A 17567-nucleotide genomic window follows, 5' to 3' on the forward strand; every position below is an offset into this window, starting at 1 on the left:
CCTTGAAAAAACAAGCGCCGAATCGCCGGCGCCCTTGTTCTGTCCACGAGTAGCGGTATGCCGCGGTGTTATTTGATACTCTCGCGGAACCACTTCGGATGATGCTTTTTCGCCCAACCGACCGTGACCGTGCCGCGCACCATCGCCCCGATCGAGCCCTTCACCCACAATGCCGCATAAACATGCACGACGATTCCGATAATCAGCACGAATGCCGCCGCCGCATGAATGACGGCCGCTGTCCGAATCACGTCGATCGGAAAGTAGAGCGAAAAATATCGCCGCCAGATCACGAGCCCGGATACGAGCAACAGCAGCAGACATATCACCAACGTGAAGAATAGCAGCTTCTGCCCTGCGTTATAACGGCCGACGGGCGGCAGTTCGTCATCGCGGTTCGCGAGCACGTCGCGCATTTGCTTGAGCCAGCGCCGGTCGTCCGCGTCGAGCAGATTATGGTGCCAGTAGCGTGCGACCATCACCGCGAACGACGCGAACATCACGACGCCGACAAACGGATGCAGAATCCGCGTCCATTGGCCGCCACCGAACAGCGAGGTCAGCCAGAACATCGACGGATGAAAGAGCGCGAGCCCCGATAACGCGAGCAGTACGAACGAAATCGCGGTGAGCCAGTGATTCGTGCGCTCGTTGGCCGTATACCGGACGATCAGGATCGGGTCGTCATGCTTCATTTCGCGTCCTCCTTGATGCGTCGCGCCTCGTCGCGAGCCGCGGCCTCTTCGTCCGGCGTCACTTCGTTCGGGCCGACGCGCGTGTAATGGAAGAAACCGGCGAGCGCGGTAAGCGCGATACCCGCCACCGCAAGCGGCTTCGCGAGCCCTTTCCACAGCTTCACCATCGGGCTGATCGACGGATTATCCGGCAGCCCGTGATATAGCGACGGCCGGTCGGCATGGTGCAGCACATACATGACGTGCGTGCCGCCGACGCCTTGCGGATCGTAGAGCCCCGCATGCTCGAAGCCACGCTCTTTCAGGTCGGCCACGCGCTCGGCCGCATGCTGCTTCATATCTTCTTTCGTGCCGAATACGATCGCACCGGTCGGGCAGGTCTTCACGCACGCCGGCTCCTGGCCAACCGCGACGCGGTCCGAACAGAGCGTGCATTTGTATGCGCGATGGTCCTTCTTCGAAATCCGCGGAATGTTGAACGGGCAGCCGGTCACGCAATAGCCGCAGCCGATGCAGTTCTCCTCGTGGAAATCGACGATGCCGTTGTTGTACTGGACGATCGCGCCCGGCGACGGGCATGCCTTCAGGCAGCCCGGATCCTCGCAATGCATGCAGCCGTCCTTGCGAATCAGCCATTCGAGGTCGCCCGCGGGATTCTCGTATTCAGCAAAGCGCATCACCGTCCACGAGTGTTCGCTGAGATCGGCCGGATTGTCATAGACGCCGACGTTCGTGCCGACTTCGTCGCGCAGATCGTTCCATTCCATGCAAGCCGTCTGACAAGCCTTGCAGCCGATGCACTTGGATACGTCGATCAGCTTCGCGACACTGCCCGTCACCAGCTCGCGCACGGTGGCCGGCGGTGTCGTGGTCGCGGAAACGCGCTTGATGTCGAGCGATTGCAATGCCATCTCTTCCCCCTTACGCCTTTTCCACTTTCACCAGGAACGACTTGAATTCCGGTGTCTGCGAATTGCCGTCCCCCACCGACGGCGTCAGCGTGTTCGCGAGATAGCCGGGCTTCGTCAGCCCCTTGAAACCCCAATGCAGAGGAATGCCGACCGTTTGCACCCGCTTGCCGTCGACCGTGAGCGTCCTGATCCGCTTCGTGACGAGCGCGACCGCAACAATGTAGCCTCGGTTCGACGATACCTTCACACGATCGCCATGCACGACGCCGACCTCCTTCGCCAACTCCTCGCCGATCTCGACGAATTGCTCGGGCTGGATAATCGAGTTCAGCCGCGCATGCTTCGTCCAATAGTGGAAGTGCTCGGTAAGCCGGTAGGTGGTCGCGACGTGCGGGAACTTGTCGGGCTTGCCGAACGCCGCGCGATCGCCCGGAAACACGCGGGCAGCCGGATTGTTCAGCGCACGCGGGTTGCCCGGATGTAGCGGATTTGCGGCAAGCGGCGTCTCGAACGGTTCGTAATGCTCAGGAAACGGCCCTTCGTTCATGCCATCGCGCGCGAAGAAGCGTGCAACGCCTTCCGGGTTCATGATGAACGGCCCCATCCCGTTTTCCGGCGGCTCGTCGGCCTTGTAGTCGGGCACGTCCGCGCCCGTCCACGCGTTGCCGTTCCAGCCGATCAGCTTGCGGGTCGGATCGAATGGCTTGCCGTTTGCGTCGCACGACGCACGGTTGTACAGAATGCGCCGGTTCGCAGGCCAAGCCCATGCCCAGCCGAGCGTCTGACCGATGCCGGTCGGATCCGAATTGTCGCGGCGTGCCATCTGATTGCCCGCTTGCGTCCACGAACCGCAGAAAATCCAGCAGCCGCTCGACGTGCTGCCATCGTCCTTTAACTGCGCGAAGCCCGAAAGCTGTTCGCCCTTCTTCACGAGCGTCTTCGCCGGGTCCTTCGGATCGGGCAGATCCGCAAGCGCCCGGCCGTTGAACTCCATCGCGAGTTCCTCGGGCGTCGGGCTTTCCGGGTCTGCATACGGCCACGACAGATTGACGATCGGATCGGGGAATTTTCCCCCTTTCTTACGGTACAGCTCGCGCACCCGTATAAACAGGCCCGCCATGATCTCGAGATCGCTGCGCGCTTGGCCCGGCGGCTCGGCACCCTTCCAGTGCCATTGCAGCACACGGCCGGAGTTCACGAGCGAGCCGCGCTCCTCGGCAAAACACGTCGTCGGCAGCCGGAACACCTCTGTCTGGATCTTCGATGCGTCAACGTCGTTGTAGTCGCCGTGGTTTTTCCAGAACTCGGACGTCTCGGTCGCAAGCGGGTCCATGATCACGAGCCATTTCAGCTTCGCGAGCGCAGCCGCGGTTTTCGCCTTCGACGGCGCCGCCGCCAGCGGATTGAAGCCTTGCGCGATGTAGCCGTTCATCTTGCCCTGATGCATCAGCTCGAGCGTTTGCAGCAGGTCATACGGCTTGTCGAGCTTCGGCAGATAGTCGTAGCCCCAGTTGTTGCCGGCGTTCGCCGCGTCGCCCCACCACGCCTTCATGAAGCTCACGAAGAACGCGCGATAGTTCTTCCAGTAGCTCAGCTGATTCGGCCGAAGCGGCTGCGGCGCGCGCTTCTTGATATACGCTTCGTAGTCCTGCTCGGCCTGCGACGGCAGCGTCATGTAGCCCGGCAGCAGGTTCGACATCAGGCCGAGATCGGTCAGCCCCTGGATGTTCGAGTGGCCGCGCAGCGCATTCATCCCGCCGCCCGCGATCCCGATGTTGCCGAGCAGCAGTTGCACCATCGCGCCCGTGCGGATCATCTGTGCGCCGACGGAGTGATGCGTCCAGCCAAGCGCATACAGGATCGTACCGGCACGGCCCGGCACGGCGGTAGTCGCCAGCATTTCGCACACTTTCAGGAACTTGTCCTTCGGTGTGCCGCAAATCTTCTCGACCATCTCCGGCGTGTAGCGCGCGTAATGCTGCTTCAACAGGTTGTATACGCAGCGCGGATGCGCAAGCGTGTCGTCGGTCTTCACGAAGCCGTCGTCGCCGCGTTCGTAGTCCCACGTCGATTTGTCCGGATACGCATGCTTGTCCACGTCATAGCCGGAATAGATGCCGTCGTCGAACGCGAAATCCTCGCGGACGATGAACGGAAAATCCGTGTAGCGCTTCACGTACTCGTGCTGAACCTTGTCGTTCGTCAGCAGGTAATTGATCACCCCGCCAAGAAACGCGATGTCCGTGCCGGTACGGATCGGCGCGTAGAAATCCGCCACCGAGGCGGTGCGCGTAAAGCGCGGGTCGACGACGATGAGGCGCGCGCGGCGATGCGCCTTCGCCTCGGTCACCCACTTGAAACCGCAAGGATGCGCTTCGGCAGCATTGCCGCCCATCACGAGAATCACATCGGCGTTCTTGATGTCGACCCAATGGTTCGTCATCGCGCCACGGCCAAACGTCGGGGCAAGACCTGCCACCGTCGGGCCATGTCAGACACGAGCCTGGTTGTCGAACGCGAGCATTCCCATGCTGCGCACGGTCTTGTGCGTCAGATAGCCGACTTCGTTGCTGCCCGCCGAGGCAGCGAGCATGCCGGTAGTCAGCCAGCGGTTGACCTTCTTGCCGTCGTCGGTCGTCTCGATGAAGTTCGCGTCGCGGTCGGCTTTCATCAGCTTCGCAATCCTATCGAGCGCGTCGCTCCATGCGATCGGCTCCCACTTGTCGGAGCCGGGCGCGCGATATTCGGGCTGCGTGAGGCGGTTCGGGCTGTGAATGAAGTCGATCAGGCTCGCGCCCTTCGGACATAGCGTGCCGCGGTTGACCGGGTGATCGGGATCGCCTTCGATGTGGATGATGCTCGGCTGCGCGTTTTTCGCGCCGTCACCGAGGCTGTACATCAGAATCCCGCAGCCGACCGAGCAGTAAGGGCAGGTGTTGCGGGTTTCGACAGTGCGCGCCAGCTTGTATTGGCGGACCTCGGCAAGCGCGTCGGCCGGCGAGAAGCCCATCAGGGCCAGACTCGAACCGGCTAGCGTCGTCGCGGACAGCTTCAGGAACTGACGCCGGGACAATTGAAGCATGGTGGTCTCGGGTGGTGGTATCGGGGGACGAACTGGCTTGCTGCGGTGCGCGGCGAGCGCGTTGCAACGGCGCGCTGCCAGACGAGGCAACGCGCCTGCACCGGTTGCGTCGCGCCCGTCCCTTCGTTTATATGACAACGCCAGCCGCTCGGAAAGCGGATATGCCTCTATGCCGGGCAAATCGCTTCTTACGCGGTCGTAAGCGTAACAGAAGTCAGGTGAATATGATGTTGCAGTGCGATTGCCGAAATGCAATAAGCAATCGCCCGCATGGGCGCCCGCACGTTCAGTGGACGGCGGCGCCCGCGCCGTTGGCCGCCGCCACGAGCCCGGCCGGCATCCAGCCGAGCGCCGGCGCGATGCGGGATGCAACGTCGGTCAGGATCTGCTCGTATTCGTCGAACGCGAGGTCATACGGGAGTTCGAGCCTCAGTTCGGTCACGCGCGCGAGCACGGGATCGGCGAGCAGCCGTTCGACGATCTCGTCGCACATACCGACCAGATCCGGCGCGAACAGCGTGCGGCTATCTCCCTGTGGCGCCAGCGTGCGCGCGACGCGCGCCGCGGCGAAATCACGGTAACGTTGCCGCGAAACGGCTTCGGCGCTATCGAGCGGCACGATGACGCGCCCGAGCGCGACGCGCGGCGGCGATGCTTCGGCCCAGGTCGACAGGAACAGGTCGAGTTGAGCGGCCTGCGCTGCATGGAAATCGTCGCTGGCTTCGCCTCGGCAGACGTTGCCGATCAGCAAATGAAAACCGTTGCGCGCCGCCCATTCGGCGGAGCGCAGCGAGCCGCCGCCGTACCACAGACGCCCCGCCAGCCCCGGCACATGCGGATTCACGCGCGGCCGCTCGCGCCCGGCCGGCGATTCGATCACCGTGTCCGCGTCGCCGAAATAGGCGCCGGCGAGGTTCTCGCGCAGGCGCAGCAGCCGCGCGTGCGAAAAGTCGATGCGCGCGGCGTCTGCATCGAGCAGGCGATCGCCGAGCAGCGACGCGTACCCGGGCGCGCCCGCGCTCAGCCCGACGTGCAGGCGGCCCCGCGACAGCGCATCGACGGTCCCGAGATCCTCCGCGAGCCGGAACGGATTCTCGTAACCCATCTGGATCACGGCCGCACCGAGTGCGATGCGTACCGTGCGCTGCGTCGCAGCGGCAAGAAACGTCGCGGCTGACGACACCGAACGCTCCAAATGCCGCTGGCGGACCCATGCGCTGTCGTAACCGAGCGCATCGCCGCGACTGAAAAGCCGCAGCGACTGCTCAAGACCGGCAAGCGGATCGTGGGCCGGATAGTTGCCGGCCGTCAGGAAGCCCAGGTGTGAAATCGTCATGACCAGGATCGGAAATAACAAACGGTGCGCCGTGTCAGAACGACGGCAGCCCCGGCGGGTTCGTTTCGGACCGCTCGATCGCCTCGGACAGCAGCCCCCAGCGCACGAGCGCCTGTCTGTACTTACCGTTGCGGATCAGATCGTTGGTCGCAAGCGTCAGCGCATCGGCCAGCCCGCTGCCCCTGCGCGTCGCGATCGCGACGTCCGCGTTGAGCGGCCAGCCTGCGTTCACGCTGCCGACATTGCGAATCCTGCCCTCTCGCGCCGCCTCGTATGCGAGCGCCGCATTCGGATTGAGTTCGACATCCGCGCGCCCCGACAGCAACGCGACGCGCGACGCGCCGTCGTCGTCGAAATACAGCAGCGCCAACGGTTTGAGTCCCTGCGCTACGTTGCGGCGGTTCCATTCGAGCAGAATCCGCTCCTGGCTGGTGCCCGCGGTGGTGATAATGCGCAAGCCCGCGACATCGCTCGGCCCGGCGATGCGTGTAACCGGACTCCCGCGCCGGACATAGAAGCCGTGCAAACCGAGCCGGTACGTCGTGAAATCGAATTTTTTCTTGCGCTGCTCCGTCACGCCGACATTCGAGATCACCGCGTCGTACTTGCCGGAGGTCAGACCTAGCGGCCAGTCGGCCCATGCAATGGGCACGAGCGCGAGACGCCGGCCCAATGCGTCGGCGACGAGTTGCGCGTAGTCCGGGTCCGCGCCGACCACCGTTCGCGCGTCGGTCGCATAGGTCGCCACGGGCGGCACGTGCGGGGCGATCGCGACAGTCAGAACGCCATCGCCGACCCAGCGATAGCCGGTCGCCGCATGGATCGCGGCCGGATCGGGCGCGGCGCGCACACGCCCGGCCTGCCGAGGATCGAGATCGATCGCGATAGCGGCAGCCCGTGCGGCCAACGGCGGCACGCCGAACAGCGCCGCGCCGGCGGCCGTCATGAGCGCGGCGCGAACAAAAGCTCTTCTATCGTTCATTGCAGTAATGTCACCGGTATCGGAAAAACACAGCGCAGACGGCCCGCCACGCAACGTCACATCGACTTTCACGCGGCTCGCATCGCACCGTCATCGTCAGAGCACCTTCGACAGAAACGCGCGCGTGCGCGCATGCGCGGGCGCATCGAGCACCTGCGCGGGAGGGCCGGCCTCGATGATCCTGCCCTGCTCCATGAACAACACCGTATCGGCCACCTCACGTGCAAAGCCGATCTCGTGCGTGACGATGATGAGCGTCGTGCCTGAGCGCGCGAGTTCCTTGATGACGTCAAGGACTTCATTGACCAGTTCGGGATCGAGCGCAGACGTCGGCTCGTCGAACAGCAGTACTTTCGGTTTCAACGCGAGCGCGCGGGCAATCGCAACGCGCTGTTGCTGGCCGCCCGAAAGCTGGCGCGGATACGCATGCGCCTTCGCCGCCAAACCGACGCGCGCGAGCAACTCGTGCGCGAGTCGCAGCGCGTCGGCACGCGTCGCGCGGCCCAGCGCAACCGGTGCTTCGACGAGATTCTCCAGCACGCTCAGATGGGCAAACAGGTTGAAGTTCTGAAACACCATGCCGACGTCGATCCGACGGCGCAGCACGTCCCGTTCCTTCAGCTCATACAGCGTGTTGCCGTCGCGGCGGTAACCGACGAGTTCGCCATCGATGTCGATGAACCCGCCGTCGACGCGCTCGAGATGGTTGATCGTGCGCAGCAGCGTCGATTTGCCTGAGCCGGACTGCCCGAGAATCACCGTCACGCTGCCGGCCGGCGCGACAAACGACACGTCGTCCAACACCTTATGCTGTCCGAAGCTTTTCGATACGCGATGCAGCGACACTTCGCCGCCCCGCCGCTCGCTGACCCAAGCGCGCGCGGCACGCACAGCCGGCATGGATGCGACAGGCTTCCTGCTCGAACCGCCGCCATCAGGTTGGGCGCGCGCCGGATCATTCGCGGCCGCGCGCCGGCCCGGCCACGCACGGATCACGCCCGCGATCCATGCATCGAGTGGCGAGCGCGCCGGATTGCGCACCGCGCCGCGCGCATAGCGGCGCTCGACTCTCGCCTGAATCACGGAAAGTACGGTCAGGATAATCAGATACCAGACCGTTGCGACCATCAGCAGCGGAATCACCTCGAGATTGCGCCGGTAGATCACCTGCACGGTATAGAACAGCTCCGGCATCGCAAGCACATAAACCATCGACGTACCCTTGGCGAGCAGGATCAAATCGTTGAACGCCACGGGCAGGAACGCTCGCATCGCCTGAGGCAGTACGATGCGCGTGGCCTGCCGTGCGCGCGGCAAACCGAGCGCGGCGGCCGCTTCAAGCTGTCCATGATCGACCGACAGGATCGCGCCACGCACGCCCTCCGCCGTAAATGCCGCATGGCTGAGCGTAAGACCCAGCACCGCCGCGCAAAACGGGCTGATCAGATCGGTTGTCGCGACCTCGGCAAGCACGATGCTCGTGAACGGCACGCCCAGCCGCACGTGATCGTACAGATAGCCGAGATTGTTGAGGATCAGCAGCAGCACGACGAGCGGAATCGAGCGGAACACCCAGATATACGTCCATGCGCATGCGGATAACAACCGCGAGCCGGACACGCGCGCCAGCGCGAGCGGCACACCGAGCGCGAGCCCCAACACCGCACCGAGCGCCGTCAACAACAGCGTGCGCGCGAGTCCGGAAAGTACCGGCTCGGACACGAACCATTCGGCAAATACAGGCCAGCCCCACTGCGGATTGCTGAGCACCGAGTTCAGCGCCAACGCGATCAAAACGAGTGCAAGCACGGTGCCGGCCGCACGCGCCCGGTAGCGCGCCGGCACGATCCTGAAATACGATGCGTCGTCTCGCGCCTGAGGTGGGCTCGATGCCGGCAGCGCGCCGCCGACTGCGTGCGTGATGTCGCTCATGGTCGTCTTTCCTTCGGAGAACGATCGATGCCGCATGCGGCATGAGTGAGGCAATTGAAGGCGCGCCGCACCGCCGAGTTCGCGCAGCGGGTACGGCCAAGCGCCACGCCTGCTCGCTTGGCCGCCGTCATGCGTCGACGGGCGCCGCATAGCGGCTTTCCTTGCGCGGCAAACCGAGATGGTCACGCAGCGTGCGCCCGGCAAGCGAGCGCCGGTAGCGTCCACGCGCCTCAAGCGCGGGAAGCACGAGTTCGACGAAATCGTCGAGCCCTTGCGCCTGCACCGGGAAGCCGAGGATAAAACCATCGCACGCGCCCGCGTCGACCCAGCGGATCAACTCATCGGCAACTTCGTCGCCGGAGCCGATAAAGTGCGGCCGTGGCGTCGCGACAGCAAACGCGGTCTCGCGCAGCGTGAGCCCCTTGTCGCGCGCGTCGGCCTTGATCCGGTCGGTGGTCGAGCGAAAGCTGTTGCGGCCGATCTCTCCCAACTCGGGAAACGGCCCGTCGAGCGGATACTGGGTGAAATCGTGATGATCGAAGTAGCGGCCGAGATAGGCGAGCGCGTCGTCGACAGTCAGCAAATCGCGGATCGCGCGGTATTTTTCTTCCGCTTCCTCGGCGGTACGCCCAACGATCGGCCCGATTCCAGGAAAGATCTTCAAGTCGCCGATGCTGCGCCCATGCTCGATCGCACTGCGCCTCACGCGCCGCGCGAACGCCAGCGCCTCGTCCACCGAAGCCGTATGCGTAAACACGGCATCCGCGTATTTGCTGGCGAAACTGATCCCCGCATCCGACGCGCCCGCCTGAAAGATCACCGGCTGCCCCTGCGGTGAGCGCTGGATATTGAGCGGCCCGGCCACCTGGAAAAACCTGCCGCGATGATCAAGCGTATGCAGTTTGTCACGATCGAAGAAACGCCCGCTCTGGCGATCGCGCACGAATGCATCGTCATCCCAACTATCCCATAGCCCCTGAACGACTTCCAGATACTCGTCCGCGATCTCGTAGCGTAGATCGTGCTCGGGATGCGTTTTACCGAAATTCTTCGCGGTGCCCTCGAGCGGTGTCGTGACGACATTCCAGCCCGCGCGGCCACCGCTGAGCAAGTCAAGCGACGCAAATTGCCGCGCAACCGTAAACGGCTCGCTGTACGAAGTCGACACCGTGCCCGCCAGCCCGATCCTCGACGTCGCGAGCGCAAGCGCCGACAGCAGCGAAATCGGCTCGAAGCGATTCAGGAAGTGCGGTATCGATTTGTCGTTGATGTAGAGGCCGTCGGCGACAAACGCGAACACAAAGCCGTTTTCCTCCGCCTTGCGCGTGATCCGCACGATGAAATCGAGATTGACGCTCGCATCCGGCGGATTGCTCGGATGCCGCCACGCGTGCATATGGCCGCCTGCGCCATGCAGCATGATGCCGAACGGAATGGGGGGTTGGGTCATGTCTGGGCTCGCTGTCGAAATCGAGGGGAACACGCACGCCTCGTGAGGCGCGTGCGATCATGGCCAGGTCTGTACCGGGCGCCGTTCGCGCGCCAGCAGTTCGACCGATGCGAGTCGCGCCGGATAGTGCGTGACGGGCGAATCGACGACGAACTCATCGACGCCATAGCGGCGGCTCAACGCGTCGAACTCGCGATGCACGTCATCGGGCGTGCCGGCGATTACGTGCGGGCAAAGCTCGTCGATCCGGTAATCGGTTGCGCCGCTCTGCCGCGCGAATTCGGCAGCGGCCTGGGCGCTGCCGAGATTGAAGCTTTGGCCGCCCGCGAGCTTCAACTTGAAAATCCGGAGCGTACCGATCAGCGCTTCGGCGTCGCGCTTGGTCGACGCGGCAACTGCATAGAGTGCGAGCAGCGGCGCGCGGCCCGTCGCGCTGCGATATGCGTCGAGCGAACGCTCGACGTTCGACTCGTCGCCATTGAAATGCCCGGCATAGCAAAACTGCCAGCCGAGCCGCGCGGCAAGCGCCGCGCTTTGTGCCGAACCGCCGAGCAGAATCCGTTCGGGCTGCTCAGGCGGCACGGGCAGCGCGACCGCGCCGGCCAGCGGATGATCCTCGCTGACGCCCCAATCGAGAAACGCGTCGAGTTCGGCGAGTTGCTCGTCAAACACGGCCTTGCGAGGCTTGCCGTGCAGCGCCTGCAGCGCGCGCGTCGTCAACGGCAGCCCGCCCGGCGCTTTACCCACACCAAGATCGACACGTCCCGGCGCGAGCGACGCGAGCAGCCTGAACGTCTCGGCCACTTTAAAAGGACTGTAATGCTGCAGCATTACACCCCCCGCCCCCACACGGATCGTCGACGTACTCGCAAGTATGTGCGACACGACGATCTCCGGCGCCGTGCTCGCGAGGCCCGGCGCGCCATGATGCTCCGCCACCCAGAAACGGCGGTAGCCGAGCGCTTCGGCGCGTTGCGCAAGCGCGACCGTGAAGCGCAGCGCGTCGGCCGCCGTTGCGCCCTCGGCAATCGGACTCTTGTCCAGCAACGATAAGGAATAGGCCATGGCGGATGCGGATCGCGGTTGACGGTTGGCGGGGCCTACAGTTTCGGCAGACCCGGCGGATTGGTCCGCGACACCTCGATCGCCTCCGAGCCGAGATTCCAGCGATCGAGCACGCGCCGGTACGTACCGTTCTTGATCAGATCGTTGATGGCAAGCGTGATCGGCTCGGCAAGACCGCTGCCCCTGCGCGTCGTGACCGCAATGTCGGCCGTGCGCGGCCAGCCGCCGCTCACAGTGCCCGCCAGCCGCTTGTCGTGTTGCTGCGCGGCCTGATACGACAGCACCGAGTTCACGCTGAAGATCGCGTCGGCGCGGCCCGATTGCAGCGCGACGGTCTTCACCGCATCATCGTCGTAATATTGGACGGCGACGGGTTTCAGGCCATGCGCAACGTTTTCGCGATCCCATTCGAGCAGGATTTTTTCCTGGTTGGTTGCGGCATCGGTGATCACGCGCAGGCCGGCTATGTCCTTCGGCTCCCTGATCGACGTGATCTTGCTATCCGACTTCACGTAAAAGCCGACCAGATCTTGCCGATACGTCGAAAAATCGAACTTCGTCTTGCGCTCCTCGGTCACGGTCACGTTCGACAGCACCGCATCGACGCGCCCCGATTGCAACGCAAGCGGCCAGTCCGGCCAAGCCAGCGGCACAATCTTCAGCTTGCGGCCGAGCGCATCGGCCAGCAGTTGCGCAAAGTCCGCATCGAAGCCGACGACCGTTCGCGCATCGGTCGCATATGCGCTGATGGGCGGCTGGGCCGGCGCAATGCCAACGCTCAGCGTGCCCGGTGTAACGAACTTGAAGCTCGGCGGTACCGCGCGGATCACGGCTTCGTCGCGCCCGCCTCGAATGCGGCCGGGCTGCTCGGGGCTCAGATCAAATGTGACGGCCGACGCAGCCATGCTGAGGCCGAGCAGCCCTGCCGCGACTGCGCGCACGATGCGTCCTTTGAACTTCATGGTCGAGCAGGCGTTTTGCAATTTCATGGGCGATCCCAGGCTGATTCAAGTCTTTCGCCGTTCTCGGCGCAAACAAGTTGGACGGGCAACAACATTCTCAGAACTACACCGGCACATCCGCTCGCCGTCGCGTCACGACACCGGCGGCTCGGCCGGCACGCGCGCACGCAGATCATCGAGCGTGCTCACGCGCCCCGGCTCGATCAGATCCTTGCCGAACGGCAAATGCACATAGATTTCCGGATCGACCGCACGGTCGAATAACGCTTCGTAACCCGAATCGAGATATAGCGCCCATGCCTCGGGCTGCCGAAAACCCGTCGTCAAGTAGGCGCGCCGGTACCCCTGCTGCACGGCGCGCGTCTCGAGCGCCTGAACGACGCGCCGTGCAAGCCCTTGCCGGCGAAGATCGCCGCGCGTCCAGATCCGCTTGAGTTCGGCCGTATGCGCGTCGTAACGCTTGAACGCCCCGCCGCCGATCGTCTCGCCACCGCGCAGCAGCAGGACGAACGCACCATCGGGCGGCGCGAATAGCTCCGCCGGATAGCGCGCAAGCTCCTCTTGCGCCGACGCGTGACTATCGACACGGTAGGTGCGGTAGCGTGTCGTGTATTCGTCGATCAATGCATCGATCAGCGGTTTCGCGCGCGCATCGTGCGGCACGGTATCGATAATGATGTCGGTCATGGCGATATCATCGAAGGCAACCGGAGCGCACCGCCGGTGTGCGGACGCGCTGGCACGGCACGCCGGTGGGTCTATCGAGCGCGAGACGGCGTGATGGCGCGCCGTCAACCACACCACATTAGCGGCTGAGCGCGAAAAGGCTAACCAAGCAATTTCGATAACGATATCGACCGCGGCGTAGCAAGGATTTTCGACAATCGACGCCGTGCGGGCGGCACAGGGCGCATGGAGAACCGGCACGCGCCAGACGCGCCGGCATTCGCACGAGTAGCTTGCTCGTAAGTCTCACGAAATGCCGGCAGAACCCATTTGAATGACGAAGCTATCGTCAAAGCATGACGCAGGCAGCAACGCTCATCGACAAGTCGCGCCCATCGATATGAATGAAGTGCGCCGCCCTTCGATTTTTCGGCACATCCGCATATTGCAGTCACCCAAAAAAAGCAATCTGCGACTATCGACCGCCATCGAATATCGACCCCGCCATCATCTGGCCGCCTGTTTAATCGCCATAGAATCGACAAAATCAGTTCAGCATCACCACACCACCATCGGCTTCCGCCATTCAATCACCAAACCTCTGCCCGACAGTCACCCAGTGCGATTCAGCCACCTCAATCGCGACAATTTCTTAAATTTTCAGAAAATTTCGGCAATTAAAATAATCCGTGAAATTAATTTTCTCGCAAAAAAATAATTCCCGGAAATCAGCCACCACACCTTGCCATATACCCCGATATCCATCCCGCGCCACGGAATTTGATTACATGACGATTATTCCATATATAAATATTCATTAAAATTAAATGTATTTTTATTTCTTTAAATTAAACATTGAAATATTCCTATAATGTTTGTAAATTTATCGTAAGATTCGGTCAGAACATCCCGTAGCCACCCAAATGGGATTTCTCCCGCATTTAGCGGATGAGTCATTTTCGTTCCGGTCCCCGGCGCAATACAGCACCGCTCGGCCCGGCGACGCTGCATATCCCGAAATGGCGTATCCGATTGCAGTTGTTTAGCACAACTTTATAACTCGATTCAGGACGATCATGGCCAAGACTTTCTATATCACTGCGGCACCTGTCGGCGCTGTCCCGAAGTATCTCGACCCGCTGGAGCCGAAGTTAATCCCCCATGCGATGCTCGAACTGCTGCCTGCAGACGCGCGGGAGGCGACGATCAAGGCGCTCGAGGCCAATGGTTGGGAACTCGCGCCTGCCGGAGGCATCGTGCTCGAGCATGGCTACGATGCGCCGATCGATGTCGCCCAGTACGACGCCGCCGAAGAACGGTCCAGCGCGCTCGAAGCCTTGCGGCAAAACGGCTGGGCGCCCAGCGGCACGACATGGCGGCGCAAGCCGGCCGCATATGCTCTGAAGCAACCGCCGTTGGTCACACGCATCACACTCGAACGCTTGCCGTCGGTCGAACTGGTCCGGCAAATCGTCCTTCAACTCACGACGTTCGGCTGGACCGTCACCGAAGACGGGAACCTGACCTGGGCTCACGATCGCGTTCACGCTTACCTGCCGCCGGATCTCGTCGAGCGGATTCGCGCCGACAATGCGGCCGTGCTCGATTCGTTGCTCGAAAGCGGCTGGCAACGGTGCGGCGCCGGTTATTGGCAACCGGGCAAGGCACGCTCGCCTTATCTGCCGATCACGGCCGAAGGCATTGTCAACGCGTCGCGCGAAGCGCTCCGCGAAGGCGCCGCCGTGGTTCATCTGCACACGCGTGCGACAGACGATCAGGCAACACTGACGATTCCCGGCCTGAACGCGCCGATCGGCATCGGCGCGCAGCGCAATCACATCGTGCTCGACGACTACGATCGGATCGTGCCCGCGCTGCTCGACCAGGAACCGTCCGCCATCCTGAATCTGTCCACGAGCGCACGCGGCGACCGCCGCGCATCGCAAAGCCCGCTGCGGCGCGCGCACCTGAAACGCTACGGCCACGCGCAGCTCGCGCCGGACGTGGCGTCGTTCAGCCCCGGCCCGGTGGTCTTCCAGGCGGGTGGCGGGTACGACAACCCGAATGCATTCCTCGCGGATCAACTCGCGCACTTCGCGGATGTCGGCGTGCGGCCCGAGATCGAGGTGTTCAACCATACGATCGTCGAGAATTCGATCACGCTCTACCGCTCGCCGCTCATCGGCGCAGGCGTGCCTGTGCTGTTCATGCTCGTTGCCGCCGTCGATCAATATCATCGCGACCCGGTAAGCGGAGACACCAGCGACGATTCGCTGATCGACGTGCCCACGCGCAAGGCAATCGCCAAGTTGTTGCAGGCAGGCGGCGACGATGCGCATCAAAAGGCCGTCGAACTCGCCGCCACCCAGTTGCAGCCCACCGTCGACAAGCTTCGCAATAGCTTCCCGTCGTGCAAGATTTCGCTGCTGCTGCCGGGGCCTTTCCAGGCCATCCTCGTCGACGTGGCAATCGCACTCGATCTCGACGGCATCCGCGTCGGTCTCGAAGATGCACTGAATGTGTTCGACGCACGCGTGCCCGGTGGGGTGCGCAAGGCTTACGGAACCGGAGACCAAGTCCGCTGGCTGCGGCTCGAACTTGAACGCCGGGGCATCGGCATCGACGATGCCGAAACGCTGCGTGACAAACTCGGCATGGTGCGCCCCGACGTCGCGCTGTTTCGGCAGGCCGAGGCGGCGCTCGCGAATCACCCGTCCGACGAACATCTCGTGTCGGCCAATTCGATTCTCGGCGCGCTGCAGCCTGTCGTGGAGGCATACCGCCAAATCGAAGACCGGCTCGCGCAACACCTCGTAGCACACGCCGAATCGCAACCGGCCGATCCCGCCGCGCTCGCCGAGTACGTGCTTGCGGCCGCGCGCAGCTTCGGCGTCACGGTTCGTTCGTTCGTCGAAGAGCTCGACCGCTACGAGGACCACGAGTATCTAAGCGCCCGCTACATCCAGATTCCGCAGGCGCTGAATTTCGCACGCGAGCTGCTCACGCCGCGCGGCCACTCGATCGACGCATACGACCGCGCACTCGCCGACTACGCCCGCGTGGGCGAAACCGTCACGCACGACAATGCGAGCTACAGCGTGCGCGTCGATCAATTCAAGCCGCTGCCGCTGCGTTGCCTCGAATATCTAGTCGGGATTCCTTGCCGATACAACAGCGACTACAGTGACGTGGTCAATCTCAGCCTGCGCCAGAGCCCGCGCTACAGCGCGACGATGGCGCTGCTCTATCACGCGCTGCGCGAACTCACGCTCGAGCTGCGCAACCGCTCGAATGCTCCGCTCAAGGCGAACGGCCCGGTCTGGACTGTGCTGGAGGCGTCAGGTGCAGCGGGCGAGCCGCCCGAGCGCCGCGACATCGCGCCGGACGACGTACTCGCCACGCTCGATCGAGTCGACTGGATCGTACTGCCCAGCACGCCGGCCACGAACTATCCGCTCGGTCTCAAACTATCGAACGGAATGGCGCAACTGTTTCATGGCTTCGTTGCACAGATCGCCGCCGATCCGATGTTGTGCTCGTCCACGCGCGCGCCGCTGCGCGTGCTCGCGATCACGCATTCGGGACGCCGCGACGACGGCGAAACGGTGATCGAGGCCAGCATGCTGCACAATCGCTTCGCGCTGAACGCCGATTCGACCGGCAACTACTTCAGTCAGGAGTCGCAGCTCATCTACGAACGCTTGATCCTGCCGCGCCTCGTCGATCAGCCCGCCAAGCTCGCTTATACCGACCGGCAATTCGTGCGCCGCGACGCCGCCGGTTTCCCGCTGTATGAGGACGGCACGCGCGCGCAGCGCATCGGGACCGAGCAGATCGCGCGGCTGCCGCTCCTCAAATGCTTTGCGCACAGCTCCGGAATCGCCACCGCGCAGCAGCTCGACATCCAAGCATGCCGTGACGGCGAGCGGCTCGGTCTCACGGCCGACGAACTGCGGGCGTTCTTCGACCGCGCGCTGCTCGTCTCGTTCGGCTCGGCCGCGGACATCCGCCTGGACTGGCTCGGCACGTCGGTCGTCGACGTGACCGCCTTCAACGACGTGCGCAGCCTCGCCGGCACCACGAGCCGTCATTACGTGATCGAACCCGGCGAGCACGCGGACGTGCTGCAGCATTGCCTTGCGCGCGTGCAACCGGCCGACTACCGTTACGAGCACGCAACACCGGTCTGGGAAGAAGGCGCTCAAGGCAAGAGCGTCGCGCGGCTGACGGGCGTGTTCCTGCTCGACGACCAGGCACGGCTCAACGACGGCCATTCGATCCGCCGTTATCTGGCGGCAAGCCCGCTTTGGTTGCGTCAGTGGATCGCGCGCTTCCATGACGCGCCTGCCGACGCCGGCGCGCGCGAAATCCTGGGCACGTTACGGCCGCCGATGGCCGCGTACCAGGTTCGCAGTGCGAATCAAACGGCACGGCGAGCGCTGGCGTAACGCGATCCGGCGCGCCGGCGCAAGCAACAAGCGCCGGC

12 protein-coding genes are annotated in these 17567 nt (G+C 63.5%); 2 read left to right on the forward strand and 10 right to left on the reverse strand.

What is annotated here, in order from left to right:
• Positions 1–68: 68 nt before the first annotated feature.
• The 10 genes from BSIN_RS04890 to BSIN_RS04935 form a co-directional block, all read right to left on the reverse strand.
• Positions 69–695 (reverse strand): formate dehydrogenase subunit gamma, encoded by a 627-nt coding sequence (locus BSIN_RS04890; RefSeq protein WP_089339672.1) that lies wholly within the window; start codon positions 693–695, stop codon positions 69–71.
• Positions 692–1606 carry a formate dehydrogenase subunit beta gene (gene fdxH, locus BSIN_RS04895; RefSeq protein WP_089339673.1) on the reverse strand — a complete coding sequence of 305 codons (915 nt, stop codon included), beginning with the start codon at positions 1604–1606 and terminating at the stop codon, positions 692–694. Before fdxH ends, BSIN_RS04890 begins: the two co-directional genes overlap by 4 nt.
• Before the next feature lie 10 nt (positions 1607–1616).
• On the reverse strand, positions 1617–4688 hold the full coding sequence (fdnG, locus tag BSIN_RS04900; RefSeq protein WP_089339674.1) for a formate dehydrogenase-N subunit alpha: 3072 nt from the start codon (positions 4686–4688) through the stop codon (positions 1617–1619).
• A gap of 286 nt (positions 4689–4974) precedes the next feature.
• Positions 4975–6024 (reverse strand): LLM class flavin-dependent oxidoreductase, encoded by a 1050-nt coding sequence (locus BSIN_RS04905; protein ID WP_173678627.1) that lies wholly within the window; start codon positions 6022–6024, stop codon positions 4975–4977.
• Positions 6025–6058: 34 nt separating this feature from the next.
• Positions 6059–7006 carry an ABC transporter substrate-binding protein gene (locus BSIN_RS04910; protein ID WP_089339675.1) on the reverse strand — a complete coding sequence of 316 codons (948 nt, stop codon included), beginning with the start codon at positions 7004–7006 and terminating at the stop codon, positions 6059–6061.
• A gap of 96 nt (positions 7007–7102) precedes the next feature.
• Positions 7103–8938, reverse strand: coding sequence for an amino acid ABC transporter permease/ATP-binding protein (locus BSIN_RS26685; protein WP_089339713.1), 1836 nt, complete (start codon positions 8936–8938; stop codon positions 7103–7105).
• Positions 8939–9065: 127 nt separating this feature from the next.
• Positions 9066–10388: an LLM class flavin-dependent oxidoreductase gene (locus tag BSIN_RS04920; protein WP_089339676.1), complete on the reverse strand. Its 1323-nt coding sequence runs from the start codon at positions 10386–10388 to the stop codon at positions 9066–9068.
• A 57-nt stretch (positions 10389–10445) separates the two neighbouring features.
• Positions 10446–11453, reverse strand: a complete 1008-nt coding sequence (locus BSIN_RS04925) for an LLM class flavin-dependent oxidoreductase (RefSeq protein ID WP_089339677.1) — start codon at positions 11451–11453, stop codon at positions 10446–10448.
• Positions 11454–11488: 35 nt separating this feature from the next.
• Positions 11489–12442 carry an ABC transporter substrate-binding protein gene (locus BSIN_RS04930; RefSeq protein WP_089339678.1) on the reverse strand — a complete coding sequence of 318 codons (954 nt, stop codon included), beginning with the start codon at positions 12440–12442 and terminating at the stop codon, positions 11489–11491.
• A 105-nt stretch (positions 12443–12547) separates the two neighbouring features.
• Positions 12548–13102, reverse strand: coding sequence for a GNAT family N-acetyltransferase (locus BSIN_RS04935; RefSeq protein ID WP_089339679.1), 555 nt, complete (start codon positions 13100–13102; stop codon positions 12548–12550).
• A gap of 313 nt (positions 13103–13415) precedes the next feature.
• Here BSIN_RS04935 and BSIN_RS25145 point away from each other — a divergent pair, with 313 nt between their 5' ends.
• Both BSIN_RS25145 and BSIN_RS04940 read left to right on the forward strand, forming a co-directional pair.
• Positions 13416–13799, forward strand: coding sequence for a hypothetical protein (locus BSIN_RS25145; protein WP_143757339.1), 384 nt, complete (start codon positions 13416–13418; stop codon positions 13797–13799).
• A 358-nt stretch (positions 13800–14157) separates the two neighbouring features.
• Positions 14158–17529, forward strand: coding sequence for a 3-keto-5-aminohexanoate cleavage protein (locus tag BSIN_RS04940; protein ID WP_089339680.1), 3372 nt, complete (start codon positions 14158–14160; stop codon positions 17527–17529).
• The last annotated feature ends 38 nt before the right edge of the window (positions 17530–17567 follow it).

Source organism: Burkholderia singularis (assembly GCF_900176645.1).
GTDB lineage: Bacteria > Pseudomonadota > Gammaproteobacteria > Burkholderiales > Burkholderiaceae > Burkholderia > Burkholderia singularis.